The sequence below is a fragment of the Microbacterium sp. LBN7 genome, from assembly GCF_045690345.1.
Classification (GTDB): domain Bacteria; phylum Actinomycetota; class Actinomycetes; order Actinomycetales; family Microbacteriaceae; genus Microbacterium.
Map to the genome: position 1 here is coordinate 2,258,534 of NZ_CP147856.1, position 13,889 is coordinate 2,272,422.

Below are 13,889 nucleotides of genomic sequence, written 5' to 3' on the forward strand. Positions count from 1 at the left end.
GCGTCAGGACGCCACGGCGGCGGCCGTCGCGTGCCGATCGGACTCCGCGGGGACGCGAGTGCGCGCGGCGGCGATCAGCATGACCACCAGCGCGACCGCGGTGATGATCGCGCCCAGCCAGATCGGCGAGGTGTATCCGAGGCCGGCGGAGATGCCCACGCCTCCTGCCCAGGCGCCGAGGGCGTTGCCGACGTTGAACGCGCCGATGTTGGCGCCGGAGGCGAGCGTGGGCGCGCCGCCCGCGTACTGCATCACCCTGCTCTGCAGGCCCGGCACGGTGCCGAATCCGAACCCGCCCATCAGGAAGAGCGCGACGATCGTCGCGATCCCGGACGATGCGAAGAACGCGAACAGAGCGAGCACCACGACCAGCGCGGCGATGAAGACGATCAGGGTGCGGTCGATGGCGCGGTCGGCGAGACGGCCGCCGAGCCAGTTGCCGAGCACGAGTCCGCCGCCGAACAGCACCAGCAGCCACGGCACGGCCGAGGAGGCGAAGCCGCTGACTTCCGTGAGCGTGTACGCGATGTACGTGAACGCACCGAACATTCCGCCGAAGGCGAGGATCGTGACGACCAGCGAGAACCACACCTGGCCGGATCGGAACGCTCGCAGCTCCTGGCGCAGGCTGATGCTCTGGTCGGGCCGCGGGAGGGCAGGCACGAGTGCGGCGATGCCGATGAAGGCCAGCACGCCGATCGCGGAGATCGTCCAGAACGTCGAGCGCCAACCGAACTCCTGGCCGAGGAACGTGCCGAACGGCACGCCGAAGACGTTCGCGGCGGTGAGGCCCGTGAACATGATCGCGATGGCTCCGGCCTTCTTCTCCGGGGCGACCAGGCCCGCCGCGACGACGGAGCCGATGCCGAAGAACGCTCCGTGGCAGAGGGCGGCGATGATCCGGCCGATCATGGCGGTGCCGTAGTCGGGAGCGAGAGCCGTGAGCGCGTTGCCCAGGATGAAGAGCACGAGGAGGCCGAGCAGCACGGGCTTGCGGGGCAGGCGCGTGGTCGCGGCGGTCAGCAGCAGGGCGCCGACGACGACGGCCAGCGCGTACCCGGAGATGAGCCAGCCGGCCGCGGATTCGGTGACGCCGTATTCGGTCGCGACTTCCGGCAGCAAGCCCATGATGACGAACTCGGTGAGTCCGATGCCGAACGCCCCGATGGCGAGGGCGATCAGTCCTACTGGCATGACGATTCTCCTGATAAAGTGATTTGATTGCAGACGCCGGATATTGCGCGTCGAAGCACAATGCTTGCACACGCAACTATAAAGCGCAAGCAACTATCTGAGGAGTGCGGATGGGAATCGCAGACGACGCCGTCGAAGTGCGCGCCCAGGGGTGGCGGACGTTGGCTGCGCTGCACGGCCTGATCGAAGCAGAACTCGAGCGCGCCCTCGCCGACGCGGTCGGCCTGTCGGTCGTGGAGTACACCGTGCTCGACGCGCTCGAGCGTCAGGACGGCTGGCACATGCGCATGCAGCAGCTGGCCAGGGCGACCGCCCTGAGCCCCAGTGCCACGACGCGGCTCGTGAACCGTCTCGAGGACCGCGCGCTGCTCACGCGTGTGCTGTGCGCCGACGACCGTCGTGGCATCTACACCGAGCTGACGGCATCCGGTCGGGAGCTCTACGAGCGCGCCCACCCGATCCACGACGCCACGCTCCGCCGCGCTCTGGACGATGCGGCTGCTCAGCCGGAGCTCGCTCCCGTGGTCGAGGCTCTGAACGGCGTCGCGCTCCCCGCGCTCGTCACCCGCTGAGGCGCTGCGAACTCACCGGTCGGGGTGATCCCGACGCTGGGCGTCAGGGAGATCACGATCTTGCCGGAGGCGTGTCCGGCGATCGATCGCGCATACGCGATACGCACGTCTTCGAGCGGATGCACCGAGTCGATCGGCAGCTCGACGCTGCCGTCGGCGATCAGCTGAGCGACCATCGTGAGCTCCCGCGCGCCGGCCTTCGCCCCGCCGATGCCGCGGACCGGATGCCGAGAGCGCGCCTCGTAGTCGGCCACGGTGTTGATGCGATCCGCGGGCACACCCATGGCCAGAGCGAGGTCGACCGTGCCGTGACCGACGGTGTCGAGCACCGCAGTGATCCCGCCGGGCGCCGCCGCCCGCACCGCGTCGGCGAGGTCGTCGCCGTAGGCGAGCGGATGGACGCCGAGGCGCCGCAGCAGCGCGTGGTTGCGCGGACCGGCCGTCCCGATGACCCGGGCACCCCGAAGGACGCAGAGCTGCGCCGTGAGGATGCCGACGCCACCGGCCGCGCCGCTCACCAGGACCACGTCGCCCGCGCCGATCCGCTGGGACTCGACGCTCGCCACGGCCGTGCGGCCGACGACGTTGAGCGCTCCCGCGACGACGAGCGGGAGCCCCTCCGGCACGCGGACGAGCAGCGCGGGGTCGATCACGAGGTGGTCGGCCTGCGCGTGGTACCGGAGCCCGCCGAACACCTCTTCGCCCGTGCGCCATCCGGTGACGTCGTCTCCGACAGCTTCGATGGTGCCCGAGAAGTCGTACCCGTTGCCGGATGGCAGGCTCCGCTCGTACGGATCGTGCATCGGCTCGCCGCTGAACAGCTTCCAGTCGACGGGGTTCACACCGGCCGCGGCCACCCGCACCAGAACCTCACCCGCGGCGGGACGGGGGACCGCCCGATGCTCGATCTCGAGCACCTCGGGGCCCCCGAACCGGTGGAACACGACGCGTCTCGACGCGGCATCCGTCGGTGCGAGGGTCATGGGGACAGCCTAGGAGGATCCCCTGCTCACCCGGCGCTGACGGCGAGCAGGAACCAGGCCGAGTGCGGGATCCACTGCTCCGCCCATCGCCAGGAGTCGGGGCCCTCGGCGGTGTCCGATGTCAGGAAGGCGATGCCCTGCTCGTCGTCGGGGTGGCTGGTGATGCCGTTCACGATGCCGCCGGGCAGGTTCGGGAAGTCCGGGGTGTACTCGACGTTGTTCCGGCCGCGCCCCTGGAGCATGCAGGCGTCGAAGGGGTTCCGGCCGAGCACCCAGTGCACCTGATCGGCGGCGAAGCGACGCAGTCGCGCCGCAAGATCGGCATCGCACTCCGGGAGATCTGCGACGATCGCGGCTGCGAACGAGAGCGAGGCGAGGTTCGCGTTCTCGCCCTGCCACCAGTAGCCGGTGTCGTTGTCGTGAGGGAAGAAGAACGCGTCCTTCGGCGCACCACCGCGCGGCTGCACGCGCTGCCGGGGGTAGCCGAACGGATTGGCGACGGCGTCCGTCCGATCCACCAGGTCCTTCGCGAGCTGCACGGCGAGGGCGCGCGCCCGCCCGACGTGGGCGCCGGCCGGCACGAGCGCCGCGTAGCGGAGCAGGGCGATCGCCGGGAGTCCGGCCTCGACCGCCGAGAAGTACGGGCGTCCGTCGTGCCAGGCCTCGAACCATCCGGCCGCGCCGTCGGCTCCGGCGCGATAGCGCTCGATCAGCGAGAGGGCGCGGCGGTCCGCCGCGGCGGCGAATCGCGTGCGCTCATCGGGTCCGACAGCCGCCACGAGCTCGGATGCCGCGAGCAGCGCGCAGTGGTCGTCGACGATCGACTCCGCACTCTCGGTCAGCTCCCCGGTCTCGAGATCGAGCCCGAACAGGTAGTCGTCGTTGTGCATCTCGAGGTCGTCGAAGGCCCCGACGGCAGCGGCCAGGTACTCCGCAGACGTGAAGTCGCCGTGCGCGCTCTCCCGCGACGCCCGCGCCAGCGCGGCGATCGCGAGCCCGCCGCCGCCGCGGTACGACGCCCGGTACCGGTCGGTGCGCACGCATTCCGGCAGCGGCGCGTTGATCACCCGCTCGTCGAGCTGCTTGGTCAGGGCGTCGAAGATGCCGCTGTAGAACGCGCCTTCCGGGGTGCGGAAGCGCACCAGGAAGTCGGCGCCGAACAGGGCCTCGTCACGCAGCCGCGCTCCGAGTGCCCGATGGAACCGCGGATGCCGTGTCGCCAGCTGGTCGCGCGCCTCGAGGAACGCCCACGTGCACAGGGGGATCTGCTGCGGGCTCATGGTCGGCGAGTACGTCAGGTGGCTGAGGAACTTGCTCGTGTCGCCGCTCGCGTCGAGCCACCCGCCGCGGGCATCCACCGTGAAGCCGGAGTCGTCGCCGTACCGCAGGGCGGCGGCATCCTTCCGTTCGATCTCACCGCTGGAGCGCCCTGCCTTGAAGGCGAAGAGGATGTCCGAGAGCGTGCCGGCGGCGAGCCGCTCCTCGCCGATCGTGAACGGCTCCGACGAGACGGCCTCGTCATCGACCGCCGCCGCGAGGACGTAGCGTCCGGGTGAATCGACGGCGTCGAAGTCCACGCGCGAGTATGCGCCCGTTCGCCAGGCGTCCACCGCCGCCACCGGTGTCGCCTCCAGCCGGATGCGGGAGCCGTCGTCGAGGGACAGCAGCTCCACGTGCGGCGTCGACCCGAGCTCGGCGAGCTCGATGAGTGCGGACTTGGGTGCCCCGGTGTCGTAGCCGAGGTGATCGATGAGGATGCGCATGTCAGCCCTTGAGTGCTCCGGCGAGGACCGCGTTCTCCATCTTCTCGGCGAACACCGCGTAGACGAGGTAGGCGGGGATCAGGGTGATGAGGATGCCGGCGGCAAGAACACCGTACTGCGCGGCGTTCGCGATCGAGAGTGTGGGCAGCGCCACCTGCGCGGTGCGCAGCGTCGCCTCCGGCCCGATGATCACGAGCGAGAAGAAGTACTCGTTCCAGAAGGAGAGGAAGTTGAGGATCGCGACGACGGTGAGAGTCGGCACGGCGAGCGGAACGTAGACCGACCACAGCACCCGCAGGGGGCCGGCGCCGTCGAGCACGGCCGACTCCTCGAGCTCGGCGGGCACCGCGCGCATCGCCTGCGTCAGCAGGATCACCGTCAACGGCATCGCCGACGCGGGGAGGAAGAGGATGAGGAACTCGCGGGTGTGGAACAGATGCATCGCGATCGACAGCAGCACGGTCGGCACGAGCGCCGCGAAACCGGGGATGAGGAATCCGAGCGCGAAGATCCGCTCCACCATCTGTCCGAGCGAGCCCTTCGCGCGCGCCAGCGCGAACGCCGCCGGCACTGCGAGGGCGAGCGTCAGGACCTCCGCACCGATCGTGATGTACGCCGAGTTCAGCAGGGCCGTGCCGAGCGACGCCTGCGAGAACGCCAGCCCGAAGTTGTCGAGCGTCAGCGGGGTGAAAGGCGAGAACGGCTGGTTGAAGATGTCGGTGTTGCGCTTGAACGCCGAGATCAGCAGGTAGTAGAGCGGAGCGGCGAGCAGGATCACGTACAGCCAGACGCCGGCGTGCGCGAAGTACTTCGAGGGACCGGTGCGGGCCAGAGCGCCGCCGCGCGTGCGACGACGCGGGGTGGAGCGAGGGGCGGATGCCGTGGTGCGGGAGGGAGCGGGGGCTTCGAGTGTGGTGGTCATGGCGTCGGATCCCTTCAGTACTTCTGCCGGAACGCGCGGCGGATCACGAGGATGCCGACGACGCCGACGACGAACAGCACCACGGCGACGGCCTGGCTGTATCCGACCTTCGACTGGTTGAAGGCGAAGTCGTAGACGAGGAACGACAGGGTGGCGGTGGCGTTGCCGGGGCCGCCCTTGGTGAGCAGCAGCACGACGGCGGCGGAGGAGAACAGTGTCCAGAGGAACTGCAGCATCGTGACGACGCCGACGAACTCCCGGCACATCGGCCAGGCGATGCTCCACATGCGGCGGAAGTGGCCGCACCCGTCGATCTCGGCGGCTTCGAAGACCGAGGCGTCGATGGAGTTGAGTCGCGCGGCGAGCATGATCGCGGACACCGACATGCTGCACCAGATGGTGACGATGATGATCGACAGCATCGCGCTGTCGCCGTTCGCGAGCCACGGGCGGGCGAACTGCTCGAGACCGAGGATCTCGAGGAAGCCGTTGATCATGCCCTTCGGCGCGAAGACGCCGATGAACACCATGGCGAGGGCGGATGCCGAGAGCAGCACGGGCGTGAACATGAGGGCGCGGACGAACCGGTGGCCGCGGGGCTTCAGGTTCAGGTAGTACGCGATCATGAACGCACCCACGACCACGATCGGCAGGGTGACGACGAGCTGGAGGATCGTGTTGCCGGTCGCCAGCCACACGACCGGGTCGCCGGCCAGGCGGACGAAGTTCTCGAATCCGGCGGGGGTGCGCGGGGCGATGAGCCCTCGCCAGTTGACGGTGGAGAAGTAGAAGAGACTGACGAGGGGTCCGATCGTGAAGACGAGGAACCACAGCAGCGCGGGGAGCGTTGCCGACAGCTGCAGCATCTCGCTCCGTCGGCGGGATCTGCGGCGCCGAAGCGCGACGACGTCGGGGGACAGGGCGGTCATGGATGCTCCAGCAGTCGGGAGGGCGGTCCGGCGGATGCGCCGGACCGCCCCGGCGGTCTTACTTCGCGGCGGCGTAGATGTCGTCGACGGTCTGGCAGATCGTCGCGGCATCCGTGCCGGGGGTGAAGGCGACCGAGGTCGCGCGGTACATGGGGTTGGAGACGTCGGCCGGCACGTAGATGTCGGGCATCACGGGGAAGTCCACGGCCTCGGGCAGCTCGGTCAGAGACTGGGCGAGCAGTGGAGAGGTGACGCCGGACGTGTCGCCGCCGAAGTCGGCCACCGGGATCACGCCGCCCTCGTCGAGGATGCCCTTGAGCACGTCGTTGCCGTACATGTAGGTGATGAGCTGCTCGACCGCGTCGATCTTCTCCTCGCCGTTGGGGCTGATCCACCACCCGGCGGACGTCGAGCCGCGGTAGGCGAGGGGCTTGTCGAACGGCGCGCCGTCGGCGACCGGGAGTCCGCCGAGCACCGTGGCAGCGGCGAGCTCGTCCGAGGCGGACGGATACGCCCACGACCCGATCGGAGCGATGGCGGCCTGTCCGTCCATGTACGCGGCCTGCGCCTGGTCTGCCGTGTATCCCTCGACGCCGTCGACGAAGACGCCCGCGTCGCGGAGCTCGACGAGCAGTTCGATGCCCTTCATGGCCTCGGGGTTGTCACACGTGCCGCCCTCCGCGTAGACCTGCTTGGCCTCGTCGGTCGACATGTACATCTCGAGGAACTGCAGGAAGATCTTCTGCCCTGACCAGTCGATACCGCCCAGCGCGACCGGGGCGATGCCGGCGGCGCGCAGCTTCTTCGTCGCGTCGATGAGTTCGTCGGTCGTGGTGGGGACGCTTTCGACACCGGCCTGAGTCAACAGGTCGGTGTTGTACCACCACGGCCACGTGAACCCGGAGTACGGGAAGGCGCGGACGTTGTCCTCGGCATCCGTCCAGTCCACGAGCGCGTCCTCGGGGATCCGGTCGGCGATGCCCCATTCCTCGATGTAGTCGTTCACGGGCACCACGGCGCCGTTGATCGCCCAGTCGAGCTGCTTCTCGAGGAGCCCGACCAGCAGCACGTCGGCCTCTTCGCCGGCGAGGAGCGAGGTCTCGTAGACCTGGTTCAGGTTGTCGCCGGATTCGAGCACCTTGACCTCGATGCCGGTCTCCTCGGTGAACGCCTCGAAGGCGGCGAACAGGGGCTTGTTCTGCGCCTGGCTCGCCGTCCAGTTCGTCTGGACGACGATCTGGTTCGGGTCGCTGGCGGGCTGGCTGCTCGCGCAGGCCCCGAGGCTCACGGCGAGCACGACGGCACTGGCTCCGGCCAGGGGGATGGACACGCGCTTCTGCACGGGAGACCTCCTTGTCGGCCGGTCGGATACCGGCGATTCCCTGAATGGTAGTGTCTCGGACTCTAAGTGGTCAATACTGGTATGTAAAAGACCTCTAACTAAATACGACGACGCCCTTCACGAAGTCGGCAGGACGCTCCTCCATCAGCTCATACGCCCGATCCACGTCTTCGAGGGCGAAGGTGTGGGTGATGAGCGGCAGGTAGCTGAAGCGGCCGTCGGCGATCATCGCGAGGCCCTCGCGCATCGCACGCACCGTGCGCGGGCGCTCGGGGGAGAAGCCGTTCACGATCGTCGCGCCCTTGTACCAGAGCTCCATGTCCATCGGCGCGTCGCCAGTGTGGTGGTACCCGACGATGCACACGGTGCCGTACGGGCGCACGAGCGAGGACGTGGTCCGCAGCGCGGCGGTCACCCCCGTGGCCTCGACGACGACGTCCATGCGCTGCTCGCGCCGGCCGGATGATGAGACGAACTCACCCGGCAGGTCATCGGGGTGATAGGCCTCATGCGCGCCGAGCGCCAGGGCGCGTGCGCGCGCGGCCGGATTCGGGTCGACGGCCACCAGCAGTCCCGGCAGGCGGGTCGCGGCCAGTTGGACGAGGCCGAGGCCCATGAAGCCGAGCCCCACGACCGCGACGCGATCACCCGGACGGATGCCGCTGCGGGAGAGCGCCTCCTCGAGGTCGGCGAGTGGCTCTCCGATCACATGCTGCGGCGCGAACCCCGCCGGCACGCGCAGGATCGAATCGGCGTCGAGCGCGACCCGGGTGGCGAAGCCGTCGCCGCCGAGACCGGTCACGACCTCGCCCACCTGCCAGCGTCCGGCGGGGTCGCCGACCGCGCTGATCCGGCCGACGGTCTCGTGGCCGAGCCGTACCGGCTTCTCCGGCGTTCCGTGCTCGCGCCATGGCGTGCGATCGGACGTGCAGACGCCGCATGCCAGCACGTCGATCACCACCTGGGAGGGCGTCGGGATCGGATCGGGCGCCTCGACGATCTCGGACCGGCGCGGACCGACTACCTGGCTGATGAGCATGGAATTCTCCTCCGACGGGTGACTGCGGACCACTCACCGGCTTGTCTCAATTGGACAGCAAGTGGTTGCACTCATCATAGAAGCGTATTAGCTTGGCCCTCAGTGGTATTTCAATGGACTACTACAAACGCTCGAAGGAGAGGCCATAGTGTACCAGTTCCCCCTGACGGACGGGCCGCGATGACGGCGGCCCTCACCGCTGCCGTTCTCGGCGCGGGTGCGCAGGGAGCAGTTCACGCCTTCGGCCTCTCCCGCATCCCCGGGATGCGCATCGTCGCGATCAGCGACGTCGATCCGGATGCCGCCGCGTCTCTCGCGGCCCGCCACGACGCCCGGGCGTACACCGATCTCGCAGCCCTGCTGGCCGACCACCGCGTGGACCTGCTGAGCATCTGCGCGCCGGCTGCCGTGCACCGCGCCGTCGTCGACGCCGCGATCGCGCACGGGGTGCGCGCGATCCACTGCGAGAAGCCGATGGCCCTCACGTACGGCGACGCACGCCATCTGGTCGCGGCGACCGCGGACGCGGGCGTCGCCCTGACCGTCAACCACCAGCGACGCTTCGACCGCATGCACCGCGAGGTGCGGGAACTCGTGCAGGACGGCGTTATCGGAGAGCTCACCGGCGCGCAGGGCTACTGCGCGAACCTCTTCGACTGGGGATCGCACACGCTCGACCTGATCCGGCTGCACCTCGGGGACCCGCGGGCGGTCTCGGTGCTCGCGCAGATCGACGTCGCCGCACGCAAGCGCGTCTACGGGGCGCTGACCGAGACGGCCGGCATCGTCAAGGTGCGCTTCGACAGCGGCATCGATGCGATCATCACGACCGGACGCGATGAGCGCCTGCATGCGCTCGGCGACAACGGGATCGTGCTGCAGGGCACGCGGGGACGCGTCGACATCTTCGGCGGGCGCGCGCTCGTGCACGCCGACGGCCGCGAGCCCCGCGAGATCGCGGAATCCGTCGACCCCGCCTTCGCGATCGAGCTCGGCGGCGTCGACACCGCGATCATCGAGCAGACCGCCCTCGCTCTCGCCGACCTCGCCCGCTGTCTGACGACGGGCGAAGAGCCCGTGCTGCACGCCCACCACGGACTCGCTGCTGCGGAGATCATCTTCGCCGCCTACGAGTCGAGCGTGCGCCGCGGCACCGTGCGGCTGCCGCTGGACGTGTTCGACAACCCGCTCCAGCGCGGGCTCGACCAGGGACTCTGGACGCCCGCCGGCGAGATCGTTTCGACCTACTGACGTGAGAGAGATGGAAGCGATGAGAGAGGCCGTGGCATGAGAGTGCTCCTGCGGCGAGGACTGTTCTATCTGATCACCGCCTTCGCGGCGATCACGATCAACTTCTTCCTCCCCCGAATGATGCCGGGCGACCCGATCGAGCGGATGCTCACGCGGTTCCAGGGAAAGCTGAGCCCCGAGGCGGTGTACGCGCTCCGGCAGCTGTTCGGCCAGGGGGACGCCAACCTGTGGAACCAGTACTGGGAGTACTGGGGCAACATCTTCACCGGCAACCTCGGGGTGTCGATCAGCGCGTACCCCGCGCCCGTGTCGACGATGATCCTGCAGGGGCTGCCCTGGACGCTGTCGCTCATCGGCATCTGCACCGTGCTGAGCTTCGTGATCGGCGTCGGGCTCGGCATGCTCGTCGGCTGGCGCCGCGGCTCGTGGATGGACGGTCTCGTGCCGGCCACCACCTTCATCTCGTCGATCCCCTACTTCTGGTTCGGGCTGATCATGGTCTACGTCTTCGCCGTGCTGCTGCGATGGTTCCCGCTGTCGGGCGGATATGAGCCAGGGCTGATGCCGGGGTTCAACCTGGAGTTCATCGGGAGCGTCATCTCCTACGGGATGCTGCCGGCGATCACGATCATCGTGTCGTCGATCGGCGGCTGGCTCCTCGGGATGCGCAACATGATGGTCACCACCCTCAGCGAGGACTACGTGCTCCTCGCGCAGGCCAAGGGTCTCAAGACCCGGCGGGTGATGAGCACCTACGCCGGACGCAACGCGGTGCTGCCCTCGCTCGCGAGCTTCGCGATGTCGCTCGGCTTCCTCGTCGGCGGATCGATCGTCACCGAGGTCGTCTTCAACTACCCGGGACTCGGCTACACGCTGTTCCAGGCGGTCCAGCAGCAGGACTACCCGCTGATGCAGGGCATCTTCCTCGTGATCACCATCACCGTGCTGGTGGCGAACCTCGTCGCGGACTTCGCCTACGTGATGCTCGATCCCCGCACCCGTCAGGAGGCCCGCCGATGACGACCCCGCTCACCGCCACCCTCGCCGCGCCTCAGCCCGCTCCCAAGAAGGGGCGCAACCTCGACTGGCTGCACGGACTCCGCTCCGCCAAGATCGTCGTCGGCGGCACCGTCTTCCTGCTTTTCGTGCTCGTCGCGATCTTCGGGCCGATGGTCGTCACGACCGACCCGAGCGCCGTCAGCACCGAGGTGCTGCTGCCGCCGTCGCCCGAGCACTGGCTCGGCACGACGCACACCGGTCAGGATCTGTTCGCGCAGATGGTCTACGGCACCCGCATCTCGATGTTCGTCGGTGTGGTCTCCGCCTTCTTCGCCACGGCGCTGTCGCTCATCGTCGGCCTCACAGCGGGGTACGTGGGCGGGCTCGGCGACGAGCTGCTCTCGGTGCTCTCGAACATCTTCCTCGTGATCCCGGGCCTGCCGCTGGTGGTCATCCTCGCCGGATATCTGCCGAGCACGGGCTCGATCGGCATCATCATCGTGATCTCGATCACCGGCTGGGCCTGGGGTGCCCGCGTGCTGCGGGCGCAGACGCTGTCGCTCCGCAACCGTGACTTCGTCGAGGCCGCGCGCGTCGCCGGCGACCGCACCTTCCGCATCATCTGGAGCGAGATCCTTCCGAACATGCTCGCGATCGTGGCGTCGTCGTTCCTCGCGACCGTGACCGGCGGCATCCTGACCCAGGCGGGTCTCGCCTTCCTCGGCATGACGGACGTGACCGAATGGTCGTGGGGCGGCATCCTCTACTGGGCGCAGAACAGCTCGGCGCTCCTGTTCGGCGCGTGGTGGTGGTTCGTGCCCCCGGGGCTCGCGATCGCCGTCGTCGGAACCGCTCTCGCCCTGGTGAACTTCGGCATCGATGAGTTCGTCAACCCGCGTCTGCGGGCGGCGGGCCTCGGCACGAAGGCCGGAACCAAGACGCAGTTCAAGCGTCCCCGTCAGCCGCTGCTGAACCTCCGCAAGCCGCGTCGCGACCTCGACGAGGACATCGCCTTCGTCGCGGGCGAGGCCGTGCTGCAGATCTCCCATCTGTCGGTCGAGTACCAGACGCGCGACGGGGCCTTCCGTGCCGTCGACGACGTCAGCCTGACCCTGCACCGCGGCGAGATCGTCGGTCTCGCGGGCGAGTCGGGATCGGGCAAGACGACCCTCGCCTACGCCGTGACACGTCTGCTGCGCCCGCCGGCCATCATCGCGGGCGGCGAGATCATGTACACCGGCCGCGACGGCGAGCAGATCGACGTGCTCGGTCTCGACGACCGGGAGCTGAAGGCGTTCCGGTGGTCCGAGATCGCTATGGTGCTGCAGTCCGCGATGAACGCGCTCAACCCGGTCATCTCGGTCGGCGACCAGATCGAGGACATCTTCATCGACCACGATCTGGGCCTGAGCCGGGAGGAGCGCCGCCGGCGCGCGGGCGATCTGCTGCGCACGGTCGGCATTGACCCGATCCGGCTCGCCAGCTATCCGCATCAGCTCAGCGGCGGCATGCGGCAGCGCGTGATGATCGCGATGGCACTCTCACTCAAGCCGCGCGTCATCATCATGGACGAGCCCACGACGGCGCTCGACGTGATCGTGCAGCGCAGCATCATCGACGAGATCGCGCGCCTGCGCCACGATTTCGGCTTCGCGGTGCTGTTCATCACGCACGACCTGGGCCTGCTGCTCGAGATCAGCGACCGCGTCGGCGTGATGCGCAAGGGGCGCCTGGTCGAGGAGAACACTCCCGAGGAGCTGCTCGCGAACGCCGAGCACGACTACACCCGACACCTGCTGCGGTCGTTCCCCAGCCTCCGCGGCGACGCGCCGGTTTCGGGAGGCGGTCGTTACATCGCGGAGGACGGCGAGACCGCCTCCGAGGAAGTGGGAGCACGATGACCACCCTGCATGCGGTGAACCTCACCAAGGACTACCACCTCGGTCGTCGCGGCAGCACGCTGCGCGCGGTGGACGGGGTATCGCTCACCGTTCGTCCTGGCGAGACCGTGGCGCTGGTCGGCGAGTCCGGAAGCGGCAAGTCGACCATGGCGAAGATGATCCTGCGCATCACCGACCCCTCGTCGGGAGAGCTCCGGCTCGACGACGAGGTCGTCCCGCGCGGGCAGCAGGGCGTCCGCGCCTATCGCTCCCGTGTGCAGATGGTGTTCCAGGATCCGTTCGCCTCACTCAACCCGCTGCGCACCGTGCGACACCACCTGCGCCGCCCGCTGCGGGTGCACCGCATCGTGCGCGGCGCGAAGGAGGAGCAGACCGAGCTCGAGCGGCTCCTCGACTCGGTGAACCTGTCGTCGGAGTACCTCGACAAGTTCCCGCACGAGCTCTCGGGCGGTCAGCGTCAGCGCGTGGCCATCGCCAGGGCGCTCGCGCCCCGCCCCGAGGTGCTCATCGCCGACGAGCCGGTCTCGATGCTCGACGTGTCGATCCGGATGGAGATCCTCGAACTGCTCGACGCCCTCAAGCTCGAGCGCAACCTCGCGGTCCTCTACATCACGCACGACCTCGCGACGGCGCGGCACTTCTCCGGTCAGATCGTCGTCATGCGCAACGGGCGCGTCGTCGAGCGCGGGCCGAGCGGCGACGTGATCGCGGCGCCGATCCACCCGTACACGCAGCTCCTGGTCCGAGCCGCGCCCGACCCGCGGTCGGAGCCGTTCGTCGTCGACGTCGACCGGCGACTTCGCCACCCGGAGGTGCTCGTGAGCGAGACCGACCCGACGGTGGCGGATGCCGCGGACGGCATCCACTGGGCCCGGGAGTGGGACGACGACGAGAGCGTCGCCCGGCTCCTCACCGAGAACCGCATCGAGGGGAAGGAGGGCACAGGCGTGCTCTGACGAGCACCTCCGCAGTTCCTTCATGTCCCCCGCAGTGT

The 13,889-nt window shown here is 68.9% G+C and carries 12 protein-coding genes; 5 read left to right on the top strand and 7 right to left on the bottom strand.

What is annotated here, in order from left to right; genetic code table 11:
• Positions 1-3: 3 nt before the first annotated feature.
• Complete coding sequence (locus LBN7_RS10870; RefSeq protein WP_407359625.1) at positions 4-1,194, bottom strand: MFS transporter; 1,191 nt, start codon at positions 1,192-1,194, stop codon at positions 4-6.
• A gap of 110 nt (positions 1,195-1,304) precedes the next feature.
• Here LBN7_RS10870 and LBN7_RS10875 point away from each other — a divergent pair, with 110 nt between their 5' ends.
• Complete coding sequence (locus LBN7_RS10875; RefSeq protein WP_116633585.1) at positions 1,305-1,766, top strand: MarR family winged helix-turn-helix transcriptional regulator; 462 nt, start codon at positions 1,305-1,307, stop codon at positions 1,764-1,766.
• On the opposite strand, the gene LBN7_RS10880 is transcribed toward LBN7_RS10875, so the two are convergent.
• The 6 genes from LBN7_RS10880 to LBN7_RS10905 form a co-directional block, all read right to left on the bottom strand.
• Positions 1,697-2,749, bottom strand: coding sequence for an NADP-dependent oxidoreductase (locus LBN7_RS10880; protein WP_407359626.1), 1,053 nt, complete (start codon positions 2,747-2,749; stop codon positions 1,697-1,699). The two genes, LBN7_RS10875 and LBN7_RS10880, sit on opposite strands and share 70 nt — an antisense overlap.
• A gap of 26 nt (positions 2,750-2,775) precedes the next feature.
• Positions 2,776-4,512 (bottom strand): glycoside hydrolase family 9 protein, encoded by a 1,737-nt coding sequence (locus LBN7_RS10885; protein WP_407359627.1) that lies wholly within the window; start codon positions 4,510-4,512, stop codon positions 2,776-2,778.
• A gap of 1 nt (position 4,513) precedes the next feature.
• Positions 4,514-5,434: a carbohydrate ABC transporter permease gene (locus LBN7_RS10890; RefSeq protein WP_341947164.1), complete on the bottom strand. Its 921-nt coding sequence runs from the start codon at positions 5,432-5,434 to the stop codon at positions 4,514-4,516.
• 14 nt (positions 5,435-5,448) lie between these two features.
• The gene (locus LBN7_RS10895; RefSeq protein ID WP_165807970.1) at positions 5,449-6,363 is read right to left on the bottom strand and encodes a carbohydrate ABC transporter permease; all 915 of its coding nucleotides are present in this window, start codon (positions 6,361-6,363) and stop codon (positions 5,449-5,451) included.
• Positions 6,364-6,421: 58 nt separating this feature from the next.
• Complete coding sequence (locus LBN7_RS10900) at positions 6,422-7,705, bottom strand: ABC transporter substrate-binding protein (RefSeq protein WP_407359628.1); 1,284 nt, start codon at positions 7,703-7,705, stop codon at positions 6,422-6,424.
• 94 nt (positions 7,706-7,799) lie between these two features.
• Positions 7,800-8,744 carry a zinc-binding dehydrogenase gene (locus LBN7_RS10905; protein WP_407359629.1) on the bottom strand — a complete coding sequence of 315 codons (945 nt, stop codon included), beginning with the start codon at positions 8,742-8,744 and terminating at the stop codon, positions 7,800-7,802.
• Positions 8,745-8,924: 180 nt separating this feature from the next.
• Here LBN7_RS10905 and LBN7_RS10910 point away from each other — a divergent pair, with 180 nt between their 5' ends.
• From LBN7_RS10910 to LBN7_RS10925, 4 genes are read left to right on the top strand one after another with little or no spacing between them, the layout of a single operon-like run.
• Positions 8,925-9,995 (top strand): Gfo/Idh/MocA family protein, encoded by a 1,071-nt coding sequence (locus tag LBN7_RS10910; RefSeq protein ID WP_407359630.1) that lies wholly within the window; start codon positions 8,925-8,927, stop codon positions 9,993-9,995.
• A gap of 36 nt (positions 9,996-10,031) precedes the next feature.
• Positions 10,032-11,015: an ABC transporter permease gene (locus LBN7_RS10915; RefSeq protein ID WP_116633593.1), complete on the top strand. Its 984-nt coding sequence runs from the start codon at positions 10,032-10,034 to the stop codon at positions 11,013-11,015.
• Positions 11,012-12,895, top strand: a complete 1,884-nt coding sequence (locus LBN7_RS10920; protein WP_407359631.1) for a dipeptide/oligopeptide/nickel ABC transporter permease/ATP-binding protein — start codon at positions 11,012-11,014, stop codon at positions 12,893-12,895. The genes LBN7_RS10915 and LBN7_RS10920 overlap by 4 nt, the downstream gene beginning before the upstream one ends.
• Positions 12,892-13,851, top strand: a complete 960-nt coding sequence (locus LBN7_RS10925) for an ABC transporter ATP-binding protein (RefSeq protein WP_116633595.1) — start codon at positions 12,892-12,894, stop codon at positions 13,849-13,851. Before LBN7_RS10920 ends, LBN7_RS10925 begins: the two co-directional genes overlap by 4 nt.
• Positions 13,852-13,889 lie beyond the last annotated feature (38 nt).

What these genes read in the sequence shown, in the direction of transcription:
- LBN7_RS10870 (WP_407359625.1), bottom strand. Translation starts at nt 1,194, where the DNA reads ATGCCAGTAGGACTGATCGCCCTCGCCATCGGGGCGTTCGGCATCGGA.
- LBN7_RS10875 (WP_116633585.1), top strand. Translation starts at nt 1,305, where the DNA reads ATGGGAATCGCAGACGACGCCGTCGAAGTGCGCGCCCAGGGGTGGCGG.
- LBN7_RS10880 (WP_407359626.1), bottom strand. Translation starts at nt 2,749, where the DNA reads ATGACCCTCGCACCGACGGATGCCGCGTCGAGACGCGTCGTGTTCCAC.
- LBN7_RS10885 (WP_407359627.1), bottom strand. Translation starts at nt 4,512, where the DNA reads ATGCGCATCCTCATCGATCACCTCGGCTACGACACCGGGGCACCCAAG.
- LBN7_RS10890 (WP_341947164.1), bottom strand. Translation starts at nt 5,434, where the DNA reads ATGACCACCACACTCGAAGCCCCCGCTCCCTCCCGCACCACGGCATCC.
- LBN7_RS10895 (WP_165807970.1), bottom strand. Translation starts at nt 6,363, where the DNA reads ATGACCGCCCTGTCCCCCGACGTCGTCGCGCTTCGGCGCCGCAGATCC.
- LBN7_RS10905 (WP_407359629.1), bottom strand. Translation starts at nt 8,744, where the DNA reads ATGCTCATCAGCCAGGTAGTCGGTCCGCGCCGGTCCGAGATCGTCGAG.
- LBN7_RS10910 (WP_407359630.1), top strand. Translation starts at nt 8,925, where the DNA reads ATGACGGCGGCCCTCACCGCTGCCGTTCTCGGCGCGGGTGCGCAGGGA.
- LBN7_RS10915 (WP_116633593.1), top strand. Translation starts at nt 10,032, where the DNA reads ATGAGAGTGCTCCTGCGGCGAGGACTGTTCTATCTGATCACCGCCTTC.
- LBN7_RS10920 (WP_407359631.1), top strand. Translation starts at nt 11,012, where the DNA reads ATGACGACCCCGCTCACCGCCACCCTCGCCGCGCCTCAGCCCGCTCCC.
- LBN7_RS10925 (WP_116633595.1), top strand. Translation starts at nt 12,892, where the DNA reads ATGACCACCCTGCATGCGGTGAACCTCACCAAGGACTACCACCTCGGT.